At 39.6% G+C, this 19924-nt stretch carries 17 protein-coding genes; 7 read left to right on the top strand and 10 right to left on the bottom strand.

Annotated elements, in window-relative coordinates; translation table 11 throughout:
- The first annotated feature begins 117 nt into the window (after window positions 1–117).
- Window positions 118–591, top strand: a complete 474-nt coding sequence (accB, locus tag I5349_RS01060; RefSeq protein WP_226388868.1) for an acetyl-CoA carboxylase biotin carboxyl carrier protein — start codon at window positions 118–120, stop codon at window positions 589–591.
- Window positions 592–631: 40 nt separating this feature from the next.
- Window positions 632–1978 (top strand): acetyl-CoA carboxylase biotin carboxylase subunit, encoded by a 1347-nt coding sequence (accC, locus tag I5349_RS01055; protein WP_226388867.1) that lies wholly within the window; start codon window positions 632–634, stop codon window positions 1976–1978.
- 56 nt (window positions 1979–2034) lie between these two features.
- Here accC and I5349_RS01050 read toward each other — a convergent pair whose 3' ends face one another.
- Window positions 2035–4479, bottom strand: coding sequence for a TonB-dependent receptor (locus tag I5349_RS01050; protein WP_226388866.1), 2445 nt, complete (start codon window positions 4477–4479; stop codon window positions 2035–2037).
- Window positions 4480–4625: 146 nt separating this feature from the next.
- Here I5349_RS01050 and I5349_RS01045 point away from each other — a divergent pair, with 146 nt between their 5' ends.
- Complete coding sequence (locus I5349_RS01045; RefSeq protein ID WP_226388865.1) at window positions 4626–5213, top strand: MarR family winged helix-turn-helix transcriptional regulator; 588 nt, start codon at window positions 4626–4628, stop codon at window positions 5211–5213.
- Window positions 5214–5218: 5 nt separating this feature from the next.
- Here the strand turns inward: I5349_RS01045 and I5349_RS01040 are convergent, their stop codons facing one another.
- Window positions 5219–5782, bottom strand: coding sequence for a DUF3109 family protein (locus I5349_RS01040; RefSeq protein ID WP_226388864.1), 564 nt, complete (start codon window positions 5780–5782; stop codon window positions 5219–5221).
- A 92-nt stretch (window positions 5783–5874) separates the two neighbouring features.
- On the opposite strand from I5349_RS01040, the gene I5349_RS01035 reads away from it, so the two are divergent.
- The 3 genes from I5349_RS01035 to I5349_RS01025 all read left to right on the top strand — a co-directional run bounded on the left by I5349_RS01035 (window position 5875) and on the right by I5349_RS01025 (window position 7426).
- Complete coding sequence (locus I5349_RS01035) at window positions 5875–6648, top strand: sulfite exporter TauE/SafE family protein (protein ID WP_226388863.1); 774 nt, start codon at window positions 5875–5877, stop codon at window positions 6646–6648.
- 11 nt (window positions 6649–6659) lie between these two features.
- Window positions 6660–7082 carry a DoxX family protein gene (locus tag I5349_RS01030; RefSeq protein WP_226388862.1) on the top strand — a complete coding sequence of 141 codons (423 nt, stop codon included), beginning with the start codon at window positions 6660–6662 and terminating at the stop codon, window positions 7080–7082.
- A gap of 158 nt (window positions 7083–7240) precedes the next feature.
- Window positions 7241–7426: a CsbD family protein gene (locus I5349_RS01025; protein ID WP_226388861.1), complete on the top strand. Its 186-nt coding sequence runs from the start codon at window positions 7241–7243 to the stop codon at window positions 7424–7426.
- 50 nt (window positions 7427–7476) lie between these two features.
- Here the strand turns inward: I5349_RS01025 and I5349_RS01020 are convergent, their stop codons facing one another.
- From I5349_RS01020 to I5349_RS01005, 4 genes are all read right to left on the bottom strand, one after another.
- On the bottom strand, window positions 7477–9381 hold the full coding sequence (locus I5349_RS01020; RefSeq protein WP_226388860.1) for a polysaccharide biosynthesis protein: 1905 nt from the start codon (window positions 9379–9381) through the stop codon (window positions 7477–7479).
- Window positions 9382–9561: 180 nt separating this feature from the next.
- On the bottom strand, window positions 9562–10689 hold the full coding sequence (locus tag I5349_RS01015) for an aminotransferase class I/II-fold pyridoxal phosphate-dependent enzyme (RefSeq protein WP_226388859.1): 1128 nt from the start codon (window positions 10687–10689) through the stop codon (window positions 9562–9564).
- Window position 10690: 1 nt separating this feature from the next.
- Entirely contained in the window at window positions 10691–11290 is a 600-nt protein-coding gene (locus I5349_RS01010; protein ID WP_317194217.1) for an acetyltransferase, read from the bottom strand.
- Window positions 11291–11297: 7 nt separating this feature from the next.
- The gene (locus I5349_RS01005; RefSeq protein ID WP_226388858.1) at window positions 11298–11903 is read right to left on the bottom strand and encodes a sugar transferase; all 606 of its coding nucleotides are present in this window, start codon (window positions 11901–11903) and stop codon (window positions 11298–11300) included.
- 198 nt (window positions 11904–12101) lie between these two features.
- Between I5349_RS01005 and I5349_RS01000 the strand changes: the two genes are divergently transcribed.
- Complete coding sequence (locus I5349_RS01000; RefSeq protein ID WP_226388857.1) at window positions 12102–13208, top strand: porin; 1107 nt, start codon at window positions 12102–12104, stop codon at window positions 13206–13208.
- 48 nt (window positions 13209–13256) lie between these two features.
- Here the strand turns inward: I5349_RS01000 and I5349_RS00995 are convergent, their stop codons facing one another.
- The 4 genes from I5349_RS00995 to I5349_RS00980 all read right to left on the bottom strand — a co-directional run bounded on the left by I5349_RS00995 (window position 13257) and on the right by I5349_RS00980 (window position 19907).
- Window positions 13257–14825 (bottom strand): alpha-amylase family glycosyl hydrolase, encoded by a 1569-nt coding sequence (locus I5349_RS00995; RefSeq protein ID WP_226388856.1) that lies wholly within the window; start codon window positions 14823–14825, stop codon window positions 13257–13259.
- Window positions 14826–14895: 70 nt separating this feature from the next.
- Window positions 14896–15957, bottom strand: coding sequence for a class II fructose-bisphosphate aldolase (gene fbaA / locus I5349_RS00990; RefSeq protein ID WP_226388855.1), 1062 nt, complete (start codon window positions 15955–15957; stop codon window positions 14896–14898).
- Window positions 15958–15983: 26 nt separating this feature from the next.
- Entirely contained in the window at window positions 15984–18785 is a 2802-nt protein-coding gene (locus I5349_RS00985; protein ID WP_226388854.1) for an alpha-amylase family glycosyl hydrolase, read from the bottom strand.
- A gap of 81 nt (window positions 18786–18866) precedes the next feature.
- The gene (locus I5349_RS00980) at window positions 18867–19907 is read right to left on the bottom strand and encodes a SusE domain-containing protein (protein WP_226388853.1); all 1041 of its coding nucleotides are present in this window, start codon (window positions 19905–19907) and stop codon (window positions 18867–18869) included.
- Window positions 19908–19924: the final 17 nt, after the last annotated feature.

Here is a 19924-nt window from a genome sequence, read left to right as displayed (position 1 = left end):
GATTTGCTTAAATTGTATAGCTTTATTGTTTCCATATGGATTCATCCGAGGAAGAACTGCTCAAACGAGTCTTTCCTTTTTATCAAAACACAGAAGCTTAACACAAACAATAGACAAATGAAAGCTAAAGAAATTCAAGACCTAATTGATTTTATTGCCAAATCAGAACTTGCTGAAGTAAACATTGAGACAGAAGCTTTTAAAATCTCAGTAAAAAAGGCTGTAGAGCCAACTATCCAACGCATCGAAACTATAGCAGCTCCTGCTCCTGTAGCCGCTACACCAGCACCTGCAGCTCCTGCTCCTGCCGCGGCACCAGCCCCCGCAGCACCCGCAGCTACCGATAAAAAATATATAGAAATCAAATCACCGATGATCGGTACTTTCTACAGATCTGCCAATCCTGATTCTCCTGCTTTTGTTCAAGTAGGTGACAAAGTGAGTGCTGGCAGCACAGTTTGTATCATCGAAGCGATGAAACTCTTCAACGAAATCGAATCTGAAGTATCAGGAACTATCGTCAAAATCCTAGTAGACAATGCCTCTCCAGTAGAGTATGATCAGCCATTGTTCTTAGTAGATCCATCTTGATAAATTGGGTTGATTGTTTCATTTCTTAATTTGATAGATCGTGTTTAAAAAAATATTAATAGCTAACAGAGGAGAAATAGCACTTAGAGTTATCCGTACTTGTAAAGAGATGGGTATCAGTACAGTAGCTGTTTACTCTACAGCAGATAAGGATAGTTTGCATGTTAGATTTGCTGATGAGGCAGTCTGCATAGGTCCAGCACCGAGCAAAGAATCTTACCTCAATATCCCAAGAATCATCGCAGCTGCAGAGATCACTAATGCTGACGCCATTCACCCTGGCTATGGCTTTTTATCTGAGAATGCTGAGTTTTCAAAGGTATGCCAAGAATATGGGATCAAATTTATCGGTGCTAGCCCTGATATGATCGACAAAATGGGTGACAAGGCCACAGCTAAAGCTACTATGAAAGCCGCTGGAGTGCCTACTATTCCTGGTTCAGATGGATTGCTAGACTCTATCGAGGAAGGCATCAAACTAGCTAATAAAATGAAATATCCTGTCATCCTCAAAGCAACAGCTGGAGGTGGTGGTAAGGGTATGCGTATCGTTAGAAATAATGAGGAGTTCAAAAAAGCTTGGGATGATGCGAAGCAAGAAGCTAGTGCATCCTTTGGCAATGATGGACTCTACATGGAAAAATACTTAGAAGAGCCTCGTCATATAGAGATCCAAATAGTAGGTGATAGCTCAGGAAGAGCTTGTCATTTATCTGAAAGAGACTGCTCTATTCAAAGAAGACATCAAAAGCTCGTAGAAGAAACCCCATCTCCATTCTTGACACAAGAGCTCAGAGAGCAAATGGGTATAGCTGCGATCAAAGGTGCTGAGGCTATTGGATACGAAGGTGCTGGAACTATCGAGTTCTTAGTGGACAAAAACGGTGACTTCTTCTTCATGGAGATGAATACCCGTATCCAAGTTGAGCACCCAATCACGGAAGAGGTGACGGATTTTGACTTGATCAAAGAACAAATCAAAGTAGCTGCTGGTGAGAAAATTTCTGGCAGAAACTACTACCCTAGTCTTTTCGCGATGGAGTGTCGTATCAATGCCGAAGATCCTGCCAACAACTTCCGTCCAAGTCCAGGCAAAATCACTAATCTTCACATTCCTGGAGGTAGAGGTATCAGAGTGGATAGTCACGTGTATGCAGGCTATGTCATCCCTCCTAACTATGACTCTATGATCGCTAAGCTTATAGTAAGCGGTCAGTCTAGAGAAGAAGTGATCGTCAGAATGAAACGTGCGCTTGAGGAGTTTGTCATCGAAGGTATCAAAACGACTATTCCTTTTCATATCGCACTCATGGAAGATGAGGGCTTCAAAAAAGGTGAATTCACTACCAAATATCTCGAAACATTCGACTTTTCGAAAATCAAATAATAGAAAAGGCTACCCTAGGGTAGCCTTTCTTTTTGGTTTGGTTATCAAGTAAGTTGTTAGAATTCAAAGATGATCCCAATGCTTGGTGTCGGGATGGCGTCATCATCAATGAGCAAAATAGGAATCCCATTTGATCCATCTGGCCTGATAGCTTGCCCATCAGTTGTCAAGAATGCTGTATTATCTGCATTTCGCTGGAATGAATACCTAGGTGCAGACGGATTGACTGTGATAAGTGCGTTTTGAACATCCAAGAAGATATTGAGCGAGTACTTAGGGAAGTTCCACTTCTTATCTATACGAACGTCTAGCTGGCTAAATCCACCAAGTCGCTCCGAGTTCAACCTATCAAAATCTAAAACTCCAGTGCCTAATGATAGGAAATTAAGTCTTGAAGCCTCTAGATCAAATGGTGTCAAAGGGGAGCCTCCAGCATATCGATACTTCAGACCAAGCTCCCATCCTTTTGGGAATTTCTTACCAAAAAGTGCTGAGATCAAATTTCGATTATCCCATGAAGACGAGATAAACTCACCATCTAAACCTGAAAACTCACTCCTGACATAAGTATATGAAAATACCGCAAAGATGTTTTCTATCAACTTTTGCTGAAACAAAAACTCGAAACCATAAGCTCTCCCATCTCCAGTACTAGCAACTGGCTCATTGCCAACAACAGAAAAATCACCTCCCAAATTGGCTAGAGAAATACCATCTCTGATAGAAACTGGATAGTTCGTATATTTTTTATAGAAGCCCTCTACTGTAAATCGCGTACTTTCTCTTGGCAAATACTCTAAGCCAAGCACGTAATGAAGTGATCCGATGTACTCATTGTTCTTATTGACAAAATTGCCTGATTCGTCTTGAAATGATAAAACTGTATTGATTGGTGTTTTATAGTATTGACCTACAGATCCATTCAGGTTAAGTTTATCAGTCAGTACATAGGAAAGTGACATTCTTGGCGAAAGTGTTCTCAGTGGATTCATGCCTGTATCAGTGAAGCTATTCATATCTGTACGGATACCCGCATTGAAACCTAGTCTATTATTGAAAAATGACCTAGAAACTTGACCAAATGCTCCATATCTTAAGTAATCTATTTGTGCATTATAATCAAAGACGACTGCTGGTTGAACTACTTGGTCGTTTTCATCTCTTAGCTCTTTACGAACCACATTAAACACCTCATTTGAAAAGTCAATGTACTGCGCCATGAGACCATAGCTATATTTCCATGATCCTTGGCTTTTATTGACTTCCCATCTGAGCTTATTCTCTACCTCTTGAGACTGGATACCTAGATTTCGCTGATTATTCTCTCCACTCTCTTGGTCCTCAAACCTATCCACGCGATTGTCAAACACATTTCTACTTACTGAAAGTAAGCTGTAGCCGTTTGCCAATCTTTTTCTTAATGAAAATCCCACAGTATAGTTCCACTGATTATTACTCGGAGTAGCTCTAAGGACATATGCTTTATCTGGACTAGACTCTCTAGGCACACCAAACCTGAACTCATCGATGGCTCCTACTCCTAAAGCTGTCAGCGTTAATTTATCATTCAACTGGTGACTGACTTTGTACTGAAAATCCCAATAGTTTGGTCTGATAGGCAGATCTATCGCTTGGAACAATAGCTGCAAATATGACCTTCTAGCCGAAACTAGATAGTTTGTCTTTTTACCTGCTGGCCCTTCAAAAGTAGTTGCTAGCTCAGTAGCACTCAATCTGACATTTCCTTGAAATCGCTCCTGATTACCTTCTCTTTGCTTAAATTCAAATACAGAGGCGAGGGCATTATCATATTTGGCGTTGAATCCAGAGGAATTAAGCGTGACGTCTTCGATAAAGGATACGTTTAAAATACCTGCTGGGCCACCTGATCCTCCTTGAGTCTGGAAGTGATTGATCACGGGAATCTCTATACCATCGAGATAAAATACGTTTTCATTAGGTGCTCCACCTCTGATGATAATGTCATTTCTAAAAGCTCCTCCCGTACCCGCTGAGCCTCCCACACCAGGCAGTGTTTGTATCACTCTGGAGATGTCAAAGTTTCCTCCTGGATTACTCTTAATCTCTTCAGTACTCAACCTATTAATAGAAATTGGGTTCTGAATTGTAGCGGCTGAAGCAGCCCTTCCTACTGTGACAACTACCTCATCTAGATTGGATGCTTCTTCTTCTAACTCAAAATTGACGATATAAGCATTCCCTGAGCTTAGGATGATATTGAAACGCTGCTCAGACTTGTAGCCTATAAAACTTGCACGCACATTGTAACTGCCAGTCGGAGCCTCAATGCGATACTTCCCTGAGATATCAGTGATACCTCCTATAAGTGGATCTGTACCTATTAGTGCAACTGATACTCCAATAAGAGGCTCTTTTGTGTTTTTATCCAAAATAGTCCCTTGTAATACCCCATTAGTTTGTGCATTTACTTTTAAAGTAATCAGCGTACAAAAAATCAAAAGTAGTTTGTTTAATTTCATTGATTTCAAATCTGTTTTTGATGAAAGATGAAGCATTTGATAATATTACGAAACCATAACACTTAATTTTTGTTCTCTACTTTGAAAATATTTTTTTCATAATTTTAATACATTGAGCTCATTGATAAATAACGATTTCGTAGTAAATGACACCAAATAAGATGACGTCCTATCTGCCCCTGATCGAAAAATGGGAAGAATACTTAAGCTTAAATGCTGAAGGTAATCTGGCTGACTTTGGTAAATGGCTAGTTGAAAGGGAAAGTTCAAAACAAAGCTATGCCATAGAGCATCAAAGTACTGCAAATAAAGATGCCGTAGCAGGCTATCTCATCGCTAGACTATACAAGTTTATCAGATTGTATAGCAAAGAACTGTTACATGAAATCAATATCCACAGTCTAGATGATTTTGGCTTTCTCTCTACCATAGATCGGATACCAGGAATACAAAAAAAAGTTCTCTGCGAGATCAATCTCATTGAGCTTTCAACGGGATATGACATCATCAAAAGACTTCAAAAAGAAGGGTGGATCATAGAAGATACAGACCCTAATGATAAGCGAGCAAAGACATTGATGCTTTCAGAAAGTGGGAAGCTAAAAGTCAGAGAAGCCTATATGAAACTAGACAGTATCAATGAAGTCCTCATCGGAATGGATGCTAGTGCTAAAAGTGATATGATCCAGCAGCTTTCAAAACTTAATCAAGCGCATAGCGAGAAGTTGAAATAATTGCCTCAGCCTTCTACCTCCTGCACCAATTCATCATACCAATCTTGACCATACTTTCTGACTAGCGCATCTTTTAGAAATTTATAGATAGGCAGCTCCAAAGCTTTTCCTAAACTACATGCTGGATTGCAAATATGCCATCTATCGTAGTTCAGCGCATCATATTGATCATACTTAGTGACTCTTATCGGATACAGGTGACAGGAAATCGGTTTTTTAAAATCTACTTTCCCATCATTATAAGCTTCTTCTATACCACATTTTAAGATTCCTCTTTCATCATATAGCGCATAAGCACACTCTGCATTATCACCAATGGTCGGTGTACATTTATCCCCATCGCTATCAAGTACCCACTTACCCTGAGTCTCTATGACATCTCTACCTTCTTGCGTCAGATAGGGTGCCACTAGTGGATATATCTCCTCCAGTGTAGCACACTCCTCATCTTCGAGTGGAGCACCCGCATCACCTTCTACACAGCATGCACCTTTACACTTTTCTAGATCGCATACAAAAAACTGATCTTTGATATCCTCACTGATGACGGCATTTCCTACTATGATCATAACTTTGATTATTTATAGCAAAGATAAGTTATTAGGCGTAGAGACAAGTCTGCATTTTTGAAAATTAAAGCTTTTAAGACTTATCTTTAACTATGGAAATCATCACGATCAGTATAGCTGCATTTGTCACAGCCATACTTACTTTTTTCTCAGGATTTGGTCTCGGCACTATCCTCACGCCAGTATTTATCGTCTTTTTCCCAGTCGATCTCGCTATCGCATTGACAGGTGTAGTCCATTTCTTTAATAACCTTTTTAAGGTAGGCTTAGTAGGAAAAAGTGCTAGCAAAGATGTGTTGATTAAGTTTGGTATACCTGCTATCATAGCCTCCTTTTTAGGGGCTTGGGCACTCTTGAAACTTCCAGAAGATACCATACTTTATGCTTATACCCTTCAAGGAAAACTCTTCGAAGTTAGCTACATCAAGTTTGTCATTTCCTTATTGCTTATCTGTTTCGCGCTTATGGATCTTATACCATTCTTTGAAAGACTTCAATTTGGTAAAGAAAAACTTCCTCTAGGAGGTTTTCTAAGTGGCTTTTTTGGTGGTCTTTCTGGTCATCAGGGAGCATTGAGAAGTGCTTTTCTAATCAAGGCCGGACTATCCAAAGAGTCCTTTGTGGGAACAGCTGTGATCATTGCTTGCTTCATAGACTTTACTAGACTTGCAGTATATGCCACACGCTTTACCAGTGCAGGGCTGACTGATAACTTACCTTTGGTTATTTCAGCGACTATCTCCGCGATTGTAGGAGCTTATATTGGTCATAGATTGCTCAAAAAAGTAACCTTGATCTTTATTCAAAGATTGGTAGCTATCATGCTTCTATTGATTTCTTTAGCACTTGGTATGGGCATCATCTAAACTTTAGAATAATGAAAAACAAACTACTCCAAACTAAAAATGAAGCTAGTATATTTCTAATCAGACTTATGGTAGGTACAGTATTTTTGTCAGAAGGCATCCAAAAATTCCTCTTTCCAGCCATTAGAGGTGCTGGTAGATTTGAAAAAATTGGCCTCCCAAATCCTGAATTTCTAGGGAGCTGTGTTGGTCTTTTTGAGATATTATCTGGCATGTTGATACTCCTTGGACTGCTTACTAGATTGGCTGCAGTACCTACTTTAGTCATCATGTTAGTAGCCATCGCCACTACTAAATTTACTATCTTTTCAGAAGAGGGGTTTTGGCCGATGATGCATAGTAGTAGAACAGATTGGTCTATGCTCCTTGGTAGTATTTTCCTGATCATCAAGGGAGGAGGCAAATGGTCTTTAGATAGCAATCTAAGGCTATAAAACCCTCTAATTTTAAAAATTAGCAACTTTTTGAGACCGATGCCGTATATATAAAGTGTAAGAGTAGTCTAAAAACTTATGCGCTTTAGCAACATTTCTCATTTTGGGTTTTAGACATTTATAACCAGCTCACATGTTTCACTTTAAATTTTATTGACATGAACAAGCTCACATTGAAAGGTAATTGGAATGAATTAAAAGGTCAGTTAAAGCAAAAGTATGGCGATCTGACTGATAATGATTTGATATACGCAGAAGGCAAAGAGGATGAACTTCTCGGCACTCTGCAGAAGAAAACAGGACAGTCGAAAGACGAATTGAAAAAAATGCTTTTTAACGATTAAGCATTATCCAGTTGAAATGTAATTAAAGCTGACCTAAAGGTCAGCTTTTTTTATTTATCTAAAGCGGTAAACCTAGAGGCATTACTCACGTATTCTGGCACCATGGACTTCATCTTAGCTACAAACTGCATCTCATCCGATGCTTCAAGCAAGCTTGAAAGTTCCAGCATATCTTGCTTCACTTCCTCAAAATCATATTCTCTAACCTTTGCCACCATGATCTTCGGATGGTGTGTTGCTAGTGTTACCTCTTGATTGTTTAATAACTCTTCGAAGAGTTTTTCACCATCTCTCAAGCCAGTAAACTGAATTTTTATATCCACATCTAGTTTTAACCCAGAAAGTCGAATCATTTTCTTTGCCAACTCCACTATTTTGATAGGTTGACCCATATCGAAGATAAATATCTCGCCTCCCTTACCCATGACTCCAGCTTCCAATACTAGTTGACACGCTTCAGGAATGGTCATGAAATACCTTGTGATCTCAGGATGAGTAACTCTAATTGGTCCGCCCTCTTCAATTTGCTTTTTGAAAAGAGGGATCACTGAACCATTGGAGCCAAGGACATTACCAAATCTAGTCGTGATAAACTTCGTGTGACCGGGATTATATTTTCTCAGGAAGTTATTGAGAGACTGCACGTAGATTTCAGCTATACGCTTAGAGGCTCCCATGACATTACTTGGATTTACAGCTTTGTCAGTAGAGATCATGACAAACTTCTCCACATGATAAGCAGTCGCTAAGTCAGCCAGTATTTTTGTTCCTTTGATATTACAACTAATTCCTTCTGAAGGGTTATTTTCTATCATAGGAACATGCTTATAAGCTGCCGCATGAAAGATGATATCAGGTCTAAAAGTTTCAAAGGCTCCTTTCATCCTAGATTCATCTCTAATATCCGAAAGGATCGGTATCGCTTTCAGTAAGGGAAACTTAATGGCTACTTCACCATCGATATCAAAAAGTCCAGTCTCCCATTGATCTACCATGATGATGGCAGCAGGCTGATATCCAGCTACCTGACGTACAATCTCACTACCGATAGAGCCAGCAGCTCCCGTGATCATGACGACTTTGTCGGAGAGTTCATCTCTTACATATGAATTATCCAACTTGATCGATTCTCTACCTAGCAGATCTTCTATATTTACCTTTTTAATTTGGCCTGCACTTAGCTCTCCGTTTGTCCAGTTTTCTAATGGAGGCACAGTACTTACTCTTACTCCAAATTCTAGGCAAATATCAATTACCTGATTCTTTCTATCGAGCGGGAGGTCAGGTATAGCGATGATTACTTCATCTACATAATATTTTTCGAAGACATCTTTGATTGACTTTTTAGCATCATAGATTCTAATCCCATCTATTACCTTGCCTACTTTAGATTGGTCATCTTCTAAGAAACCTACCATTCTAAGCCTAGCGGTATTATCCTTACTGATCACCTGTCTAGTGAGCATTCCAGTTCTACCTGCCCCAAAAATCACGACCGATCGAACAGTTTTATTGCCATTTTTAAAAAACTCAAAAAGCTCTTTTACCAAAAGCCTATAGATGATTAATGAAAATGCGGAAACTAAGAAGCCAATGATTAGAACTGAATATGGAATGATGTTTCGATCGTATACTTTAACCAAAACATTGTTTGCTATCAATGAAATCAAAAAGGCTAGTGAAATAGCCCCAAGCACACGCATACCATCTTGCACACCCGTGTATCTGATGATACCTGCGTAGCTTTTAGTCAGAATGATAGAGAGTAAACCTGCGGTAGTAAAAAGTCCGACCCCATTCATGAAGTCAATATTATACATCGCATCTATTTCAAAATTGAGACGTAGCGCGTAAGCTAAAACAGCAGAGAGTGCAAAAACTACTGTGTCAAGCAGTACGATGATCCATCTAGGCAGGATGGTCAAGGTATTTAGAAATCTTGCTTGCTTAGTCATTATACGGTTAGGCTAGTGGTCTTTTATTCATATTCAACCAAAACAAAAATACAATTTCTATTCAAAGAAAGAAGTATTTCTGATGGAAATTAATGAAAGGATAATTTAAAACTACCCTCATTTACAGACACATATACGTATATTTCAAATCCTTAGACTTTTGATAAATCAATGAATAAGTCATCCGCTAGTTAGTTGTGACACGACCTCTTTCACCCTAAGGAGGTCATCCTCTTTTAGATTACTACCACTAGGAAGACAAAGTCCCTTGTCAAATAAATCTTCTGCTATCCCCTCTCCATAATATGGAGCCTCTTTAAAGATAGGTTGCATGTGCATCGGCTTCCAAAGTGGTCTAGACTCTATATTTTCTTTTTCTAGCGCTAACCTAAGTGCTTCTCTATCATATCCAGTTTCTTTAGGATCTATGGTCAGTGCAGTCAGCCATCTATTGCTAAAACTACTACTTGCCTCAGGCTGAAAGTCAAATCCAGCCTTACTTAATTGTGATCGATACCATTCAAAATTGGCTCTACGCTGCGCAACTCTATTTGGCAAGACAATCATCTGACCTCTTCCAATGCCCGCAGAAATATTGCTCATGCGGTAGTTGTAGCCTATATGAGAGTGCTGATAATGTGGCGCTGCATCCCTTGCTTGGGTTGCCAAAAACCTAGCTTGAATGATTTGTTTTTCATTATTTCCGATCAGCGCTCCACCACCACTCGTAGTGATGATTTTATTTCCGTTAAACGATAAAACGCCCAGTTCCCCAAATGTACCACAAGCTTTTCCCTGATAGCTAGACCCAAGCGCTTCGGCTGCATCTTCTATGATGGGAATATTGTATTGCGTAGCGATAGTTTGAATTTCCTGCATTTTAGCGGGCATCCCATAAAGATGCACTGGAATGATGGCCTTCACTTTTTTACCTTTAGACAAGCGATCTTTAATAGCCTGCTCGAGATGCTGTGGACACATATTCCAAGTATCTCTCTCAGAATCCACAAAAACAGGGGTGGCTCCTTGATAAACGATCGGATTAGCTGATGCTGAAAATGTAAAAGACTGGCAGATAACCTCATCACCTCTCTCTACTCCCAGTAAAATCAATGCCAGATGAATGGCTGCTGTACCAGAAGTCAAAACTGCGGCATGTTTAGCTCCTGTATATCTCGCCAGGTCTTGCTCAAAACCATCTACATGAGGACCTAGTGGTGCTACCCAGTTGGTATCAAAAGCCTCTTTCACGAAAACTTGCTCCATATGCCCCATATGAGGTGAGGAAAGCCATATTTTATCTTTCATCTTATCTCTTAATCACTCTGTCAAATCCAACGACTGTAGCCCCATCAGGAACATCTTTAGTAATCACTGCACCTGCTCCTATAGTGCACCAGTTGCCGACCTTCACTCCAGGAATAATCGTAGCACCAGCGCCAACTAATGTCCCCTCCCCAATACTCACACCACCACAAAGTGTGGAATGAGGTGCTATGTGAGCGAAATTCTCGATATCACAGTCATGATCTACCGAAGCAGCAGTGTTGATGATTACGTGAGCTCCTATGAAGGTATTGGCTTGCAAGATCGCTCCATGCATCACGACTGTGCCCTCCTCAATAGAGACCATGTCAGAGATGATCGCACTATGATGAACAGCATTTCCAAATTCTGTCCTTGAGGCAAGTTTCTCCGCTATATTTTTTCTGATAATATTACTCCCAATCGCAATGATCGTAGGGGCATCAAAGTCAAAATCATCCTCTAAAGGACCTAACACAGGCAAGCCCAAAATATCTTTGATCTCAGGATTCTTGTCAAAAATCCCTCTAATTCCTTCATTTTGAGTGAAAAGAATATCAATAATTACTTTAGCATGTCCAGAAGCTCCATATATATACATCATCGATTGATTAACGTGTTCCTTTAAATTTCTCTATTGTTGCTTGTCCCTCTTGACTGATTCCTTCCCTTTTAAAGACCTTGAGTACTGTCATAAAGAGGATCTTGATATCCAGCCAAAAACTCATATGATCTACATACCATACATCATAAGCAAACTTCTGTTCCCAAGTGATCGTATTTCGGCCATTGATCTGAGCCCAACCTGTGATACCCGGTCTAACTTCATGCCTGCGTGCCTGAAGAGCAGAGTATAAAGGTAAATATTCTACTAAAAGCGGCCTAGGCCCCACCAAACTCATATCACCTTTGATCACATTTAAAAGTTGGGGAATCTCATCTAAGGAGGATTTTCGGACTAAAGACCCAATTTTGGTCATGCGATCAGCATCAGGCAATAGCACTCCTTGTGTATCTCTCTTGTCATTCATGGTCTTATACTTGATCACTTTGAATATACGCTGATCCTTCCCAGGTCTAGCTTGTAGAAAAAAAGGCTTACCATTATTCGCAATCAATAAAGCTAATGTGACAGCCAAAAATATAGGAGAAAGGAGCACAAAAGCGATAAATGCTAAAATAAAGTCTATGAGATATTTGAAGAAATGCCTATACACTATTGAAAATTTAAGGCTAATATAGTCAAAAATGAGTGGTAACAGTATTTTTTCATTTTACTACAAATTCAATTAATCTTAGGTATTATGGATAAAGCTAAAACCATTTCATACTTCTTTAGCTTGAGTAAAATGAGAAGACGTCAAAAGTAAAATACAACATGTCATTTTCAAGTAATGATTTATATTTGACTCATTATGAAGAATAGTTTGATTCTAACTTGTTGCTTTTTAAGCCTTGCCATATCCACATTAAGTGCTCAAAGTGATAGCTCTTGGCAAGAAAAACCTAGTATCACTATTTTTGGATTTCTAGACACTTATTATATCTATGATTTTAGCAGACCTCAAGGAAATGTTCGTCAAGATTTTTTGTTCAATCATAATAGGCATCATGAGTTCAATTTTAATTTAGCCTTGATCAAAATCAATGTACAAAGCACTAAATATAGAGCAAATCTAGCTTGGCAATCAGGAACTTATGTGAGCGATAATTATGTCCAAGAAGCCAGTATTATTCAAAATATACATGAAGCTAATATCGGTATCTCTTTAAACAACGCTAATACTCTTTGGCTAGATGCTGGCATCATGCCTTCTCATATAGGAATAGAGAGTGCAGTATCCTCAGAAAACTGGACACTAACTAGATCATTAGCCGCAGAAAACTCCCCTTATTTCATGGCAGGAGCAAAACTATCTTATAACCCTAATGATGCTTGGGAAATCTCACTTTTAGCATTAAATGGATGGCAAAGAATACAACGAGTAACAGGTAATTCTCTCTTATCTGCAGGAAGCCAATTGAGATATACACCTTCCAAAAATCTGCTACTTAATTGGAGCACTTTTGTAGGAACTGACGATCCAGATATTAGTAGGAGAATACGGGTTTTTAATAATTTTTATGGCCAATTTGAGATAACAGATCGCATAGGTTTGATAGCAGGCTTTGATTTGGGCTTACAGCAAAACAATGACCAAACTGGATTATCCCAAACTTGGCTTAGCCCACTATTGATAGGAAGATATCAAATATCTGATCAATGGCGATTAGCAGCCAGAGCAGAGTACTATCAAGATCCTAATGAAGTCATCGTTATTACTGATCAACAACAGGGCTTCGAAACACTAGGCTTTTCACTCAACTTAGATTATCAGCCCGTAACCAGTTTATTTTGTAGGCTAGAAGTGAGAAATCTAAGGAGTAGTACAGAAATATTTGAAAGCCCTTCGGGTATTTCTCAAAACAATATCTTTGTTGCCTTATCTATGGCAATGCAATTATCTAAATCAGTTTATTAGTCAAAAAAATAAAGCCTTTGAACTACTTCAAAGGCTTTATGCATTTGTTTATTTCTTCAAAATCAATGTACTAAAAGGTGGAAGTGTGACTTGACCATCTGAAATAGTCGCACCTGCATGCTTCCAGACCTCTTCGCTATGATCTTCGTATCCTTGAGGAAGCGTAAAAGTACTCGATTGATCACCAATTTGGTGGAAGATCAACCAACTTTCATTGCCTAACTTTCGCTCTAAGGCCATGACTGATTTGTCAGATTGCGTGTCTACTGCTATCAACTCCCCGTGAACGAGGACAGCATTATCATTTCTCAAAGCGATCAATTGCTTATAAACATTATAGATCGATTGATCATCTTGGATTTGAAGTGCTAAAGGCGTGACTGTTTCGTCAGTCGTATTGACTGGTTCGATCCAAGTAGTTCTCCCGCTATCTTTCTCTTTGATATCCCATAGGAATGGTTCACGGATATTAGGATCTGGCTTTTTGCCTAGCATACCTATCTCTTCGCCATAATAAATGTATGGTGCCCCAGGCATAGTGAAGAGTACAGCAGCTGCTACTTTTCCTTTTCTGATATCTCCACCCAGATCAGTCAATATTCTGTTTTGATCATGATTAGATAGCAAAGTAGCGTCTACAAAATCATCAGAAATCTCTGCATAAAAATCTAAGATTTCTTGGTGTCTTTTCACTAGCTTCATTCCATCAGACTCATTGAAAGCACCTAATAAGGTATAATGAAAATCGAAATCAAATAGTGCTGGTAGACCTGGTAAATAAGGTGCTACTACATCGAGATTGTCATAGACCTCACCTACGATATATACATCAGGTTTGATTTTGACCATCTCATCTCTAAACTCTTTCCAAAAGGCATGATTATCTGTAGCGCGCTCATCTGGAAAGATGTGCTTAGCAGCATCCATTCGAAGCCCATCTATACCGATATCTTCTAGCCAAAATCTTCCTAATTCATAGACTTCTTCTCTCACCTTAGGATTGTCAAAGTTTAGATCTGGCATATCTCCCACAAAAAAGCCATAGTAAAACTGATCGCCTTGCCCTGGATCATGCCATTGACGGATATTATCACTGTCTAGTGTGATTGTCTTCTTGTTCAAATAGTCTTGGATAGTATCCTTCTGTGCCCATACATAGTAATCTCTGTAAGGATTATCAGGACCTTTTTTAGCTTCTAAAAACCACGGATGCTCATCACTTGTATGATTGATGATCAAGTCTATGATGATCTTGATATCTCTCTTATGCGCCTCATCTAGTAGTCGCTTAAAATCCTCCATGGTACCATAGTCTGGATGAACTGCCTTATAATCAGTCACATCATACTTGTGATAAGATGGAGAAGGCATGATCGGCATAAACCAAATAGCAGAAACTCCAAGATCTTTGATATAATCTAGTTTTTCAGTGACACCATTAAAGTCTCCAATGCCATCTCCATCCGTATCATTGAATGACTGAACAAAGATTTCATAAGTAACTCCATTGGGAAATTTAGTCGTCTTAGCTTCCACTGCTGGTTCTTCGGCTTTTTGCTCGCCACAAGCCATACTCACCGCTGCTAAAGCTACAAGTAATAAGTTTTTGGTCTTCATGGTATTAGATTAGGTTTGAAATAAACTAAAAGCCTCAGTCAATAAATCGACTGAGGCTCTGACATTAAATTTAGTTTTTGTTGATCGCATTGAGCATGTCAAAAGCCACTTCGAGTCTTTTTACAAAATTCTCTTCTCCTTTTCTCAACCAAACACGCGGATCATAATACTTTTTATTTGGTTTATCATCACCGTCAGGATTTCCTAGCTGTGCTTGTAGGTAGCCTTCGTTGGCTTGATAGTAGTTTTTGACACCTTCCCAGTATGCCCATTGCATATCAGTATCGATGTTCATTTTGATCACACCATAGCCTATCGCTTCTCTGATTTCCTCTACGGAAGAGCCAGAGCCACCATGGAATACAAAGAATACTGGCTTGCCAGTCAATCCATGCTTCTTGACGATAAATTGTTGTGAATCATCCAAAATCGAAGGCCTCAAACTCACATTTCCTGGCTTATATACTCCATGCACATTACCAAAAGCTGCTGCTACGGTGAATAGATCTCCAACTTTGCTCAAAGCTTCGTATGCTTGATTGACTTCTTCAGGCTGTGTATAAAGCTTAGAACTATCTACGTGGCTATTGTCTACACCATCTTCTTCACCGCCTGTTACACCAAGCTCTATCTCGATGCCCATTCCCATCTTATTCATCCGCTCAAAGTACTTGACGGAAGTCTCGATATTTTCATGGATAGGTTCTTCTGACAAATCAAGCATGTGAGAGCTGTAAAGTGGCTGTCCGTTAGCTTTGAAATATTTCTCTCCTGCATCTAACAATCCATCGATCCAAGGAAGTAATTTTTTAGCTGCATGATCCGTATGAAGGACTACTGGTACTCCATAGGCTTTGGCCATCTCATGTACATGAAGTGCCCCTGAGATACCACCAGCGATAGATGCTTGCTGTTGGTCATTAGGCAAACTCTTCCCTGCAAAAAACTGAGCGCCACCATTCGAAAACTGGATGATCACTGGTGAATTTACCTTTTTTGCAGTTTCTAATACTGCATTGACAGAGTTTGTTCCGATGACATTGACAGCTGGAAGTGCAAACTGGTTCTCTTTAGCATAAGCCATCAGATCCTTTAGCGCTTGGCCATGTAGTACGCCTGGTTTAAATTTCATTATGCAATGGTTAAAATGTTGAAAATTTATTGTTTACTGATTCTTGAGCGATAGACTCTTTGACCATCAAAAATTTCAAGCATGTAAATCCCAGCCTTCATAGCTGTCATATCTAAAGATATCGCATCGGATTGATACTGCTGGTGGCGGCCATTGAGCACTTCACGACCTGATAGGTCATGGATTCGCCACTCAAAAGTCTGCAATCCTGATGGTATTTCCAAAGTTATTACACCATTGGTTGGGTTAGGGTATAGTTTAAATACTTTATTAAAATTGACTACCTCAATATTAGTCACAACACCATTGAGAGAAAAATCTACAAGATCTTCCTCCTCTGGAAAAGTGATCGGTTTATTGATCAATACGTGAAACTGAGAAGGCTCTAGTCTAAAATCCTGTCCAACTCTATTTACCTGTACCTCTTCACCAGTCAGGTAATCATACCATGTACCTTCTTCTGGGAAGCCTAATGAGCCTCTGTAAACCGTACTTGCAAAGTTCCCTACCACAAAAAGCTTAGTGTCTCCTTCTTGAAGCAAGATTTTTTTCAAATTACTGTTGAGAGAAAGGGTCACATCGGTAGTCTTAAATATAGACTCAGTAGTCTTGAGTTTAGCCATATTGGCATATACTCCAAATAGTCTACTGCGGTCAGGATCATCCAAGTATTCCCATCTAGTAGGTTTTACTCCCAGTCGGTCATCATTCAATTCCTCATCATACCCAAACTCTCCAAACTGCCAGAGCATCTTAGGACCTGGTATGCTGAAGAAAAATGCGGCCAACATTTGATTTCTACGAACAGCGTTAGGAAGCTGTCTCACATTGAAGGTCGAATTAGTAGCTCCAAAGTTGAGAGATTCCCACATGAGTCGCTCTTCATCATGACTTTCCATATAGGCAATTAGGTGAGGTTGCTCCCAATTTCTGGTTCCATGATATGCCCAATTGAAATTACTGCTAGCACCTTTGGCCATATTTCTAAAGTCTCCATTCATATTGCCCCAGAGCATCATGCCGTAGTCAGCTAGGATCTTCTCTTCTTCATTATCAGCAAAGTGCTCCAATATCACATAAGCATCAGAGTAAGTTCTGATCTTATCATACATTCTCTTAAGAAGCGCAATTCGACTATCGTCTCTTCGACCCCATAGTCCTACATCTCCTCCACTATTGACTTGTGTGAAGCCTTTAGAAAGGTCATACCTGTAGCCGTCTATCTTATATTCTTCTATCCAATATCTATTGACCGAGTCTACAAATGATTTGGTGTACTCACTTTCATGATTGAAGTCATAGCCCACACTAAATGGGTGCGTAGCTTCAATGTTAAACCATGGATTATCAGCTGTAGGTGGTCCATAGTCTCCGCTGCTGTAGAGTCTGACCATCGGATTACGCCCGTAGGCATGATTCAAGACCATATCCATGATGACCACCATCCCCCTGCCGTGTGCCTCATCGATTAGTCTTTTAAGCTCGTTTTCTGTTCCATAGTATTTATCTGGAGCAAAAAAGAAGGCAGGATTATATCCCCAACTAAGATTTCCTTCAAACTCCATCACAGGCATAAGTTCTATGGCATTGATACCCAAAGATTGAAGATAGTCTAGGCGCTCAGTGACAGCATTATATGTGCGCTCATCTGTAAAGTCTCTCACCAAAAGCTCATAAATCACAAGGTCTTCTGGTGCTGGTTTTTCATAGTCTGTATTTATCCAAGCGTACTCATTTTGTGCTGTTTGCAGATATGAAACCGCAAAATTAGTCTTCCCAGCTGGATAAGGCTTCAATCCTGGATATCTATTCTCTGCAGTGATCTCTTCTTCCTCTCCATAGCTATTAGGAAAAGCCACTTTTTTGGCATAAGGATCAGCTATACGGATTCTTCCATCTACTAAGTATTGAAATAGATATTCTTCCCCTGGAGTGAGGTCATTGATTTGTAACCAGAAAAACTCTTGATCTGGTGTTTGCTTCATTTGATAAGCCGCATTGATCTCCCAATCGGTAAAATCACCAATCACAAAGGCATTTGCTTTGTTGGGTGCTTGTAAAACTAAAATGGCAGTCTGATCATCTATATAATTGATCCCAGGTCTAGCACCTACAGGAAGTGGCTCTTGTACATTAGCACCAAAAACAACCACTTCTCTAGTCGCGGACTTTGTTTCGCCTTCAAAAGTGGCGTCAATTTGAAAAGTGTATGAACCCTCTGTCAGGCCAGATACTGTTTGCTCAAAAGTCAAAGAAGCTGCTCCAGTCCCAATTTCTACTCCATCTTGCTTAAAAGAAAAATCCGCTATCTCAGTGGCTGCTGCTTTGAAATTAACCGATGTTCCTTCAGATATCGCAATACTGCTATTGGCTGGCTCATCAAATCTGACATCAAAGCCAAGGTTCATATTGACAAAAATATCACCATTGCTGGCATTTTTACCCTCTCTACTTCCGTCAGCATTTCTAAAAACCATCCCTAATCTATATATGACATCATTTGCTGTAATGGGGTAGTATTCAGTTGGTGTGATCGTGATCTCCCACTTATTAGTCTCGCCTTCTACTCGAGTCATCTCACCGATACCATCATCTTGACCCCAGTTACCTACCACATATTCCCATGTAGTGCCATTTGGGCTATCGATGATCACACCAGAGTGCATGTAAACCTTCGCAGCTCCTTGTAGGCCTGAAGTACCTTGAGTAGCATCATAAATGATTTTGACTGTTTGATTGGGTCTTGGATTGGCAGGTTCTGTGGTGACTTGCCCTATAGCAAATACGGTCACCAATAAACCTATCAGAGAAAGTAATAATCGTTTCATAAGCAAGAGGGAAATGTAATCTTAATAGAGGAAAAAAAGGAACAGTGGAGTCACTGTTCCTTTCATTGTATAGGTGTAATATTAATTCTTAACTAATGTATAACTAACTTGCCCTGGAGTTTTCCAGTCCATCTTGATGGTGTAGTTACCAGCTTCTGGCACTTGTATATTATCTCCATTAGCCTCTAAAACACCATCTCCATTATCATCACCGAAGTTACTACCCCAGTCTGCATTACCTCTAAACTTCAACTCTCCAACGACTAGATCAGTAGTGATTTCCATGACGTTTTCATCTGGATTGAAAGTCATATCTGTATCGGCATCCCATCCACCTGGTGTAGCACTACCGATGATTCTCCATTTGATCGGTGCACCAAGTGTATAAGTCAACTCATTCATGTTGACATCCAATTTGAACGTACCGAACTCAGTTCCTACGTTGATGTTAGCTCCATTTTGATCAAGAGTCCCATTAGCATCATTATCACCATAGTTGACATCCCAGCTTGGGCCTTCATTGATTTTAAACTCACCAGATCCACCATAGATATGGATATATCCACTGTATATATTGTTAGATCTTTCTGAGTAAATGATCGTATTTTCTCTAGAAGGATCCCATCCTTGGTATTCACCCGGAATGTATAATCTTGGGAATGTCAACTCTACGAAATAAGGAGTAACAGTCATAATAGAAGAATTTGAATACATTTCAGACACTTTTGTTCCGCTGAGTTTTGATTCTAGTCTTACTTCTATCTCACCTTCACTATCTGCTTGTATTCCCAATGCAATAAGTCTTTGGTTAAACTCAGCAGTTGTCACTGATGCTTGTGTAGTTGTACTAGATACTAAATCTATAGGCTCTCTAAACTCAGTTCCTGCAATCGCGACCTGAACAGTATATGTCACCGCTGCATCATAACCATAGTTTGATTTCTCCCAAGTGAAAGTAATGTTCTCATCAGCATTCTCTTGATTCAATACCGCATTGTTAAACGGCACTGAAAGTGTTGCCATTTGAGGATTTTCCTCTAAAAAGATAGCAGGCTCCTCAGTACAAGCTATAGCGAACACCATCATGCTCACTAGGCTTAAAATTTTAAAGATTGATTTCATATTCATTTGATTTTGGG

Source organism: Penaeicola halotolerans, from assembly GCF_016464625.1.
Lineage (GTDB): Bacteria > Bacteroidota > Bacteroidia > Cytophagales > Cyclobacteriaceae > Penaeicola > Penaeicola halotolerans.
Note: the sequence above shows the minus strand (reverse complement) of the source record. Positions and strands in the feature narration are given on the sequence as shown.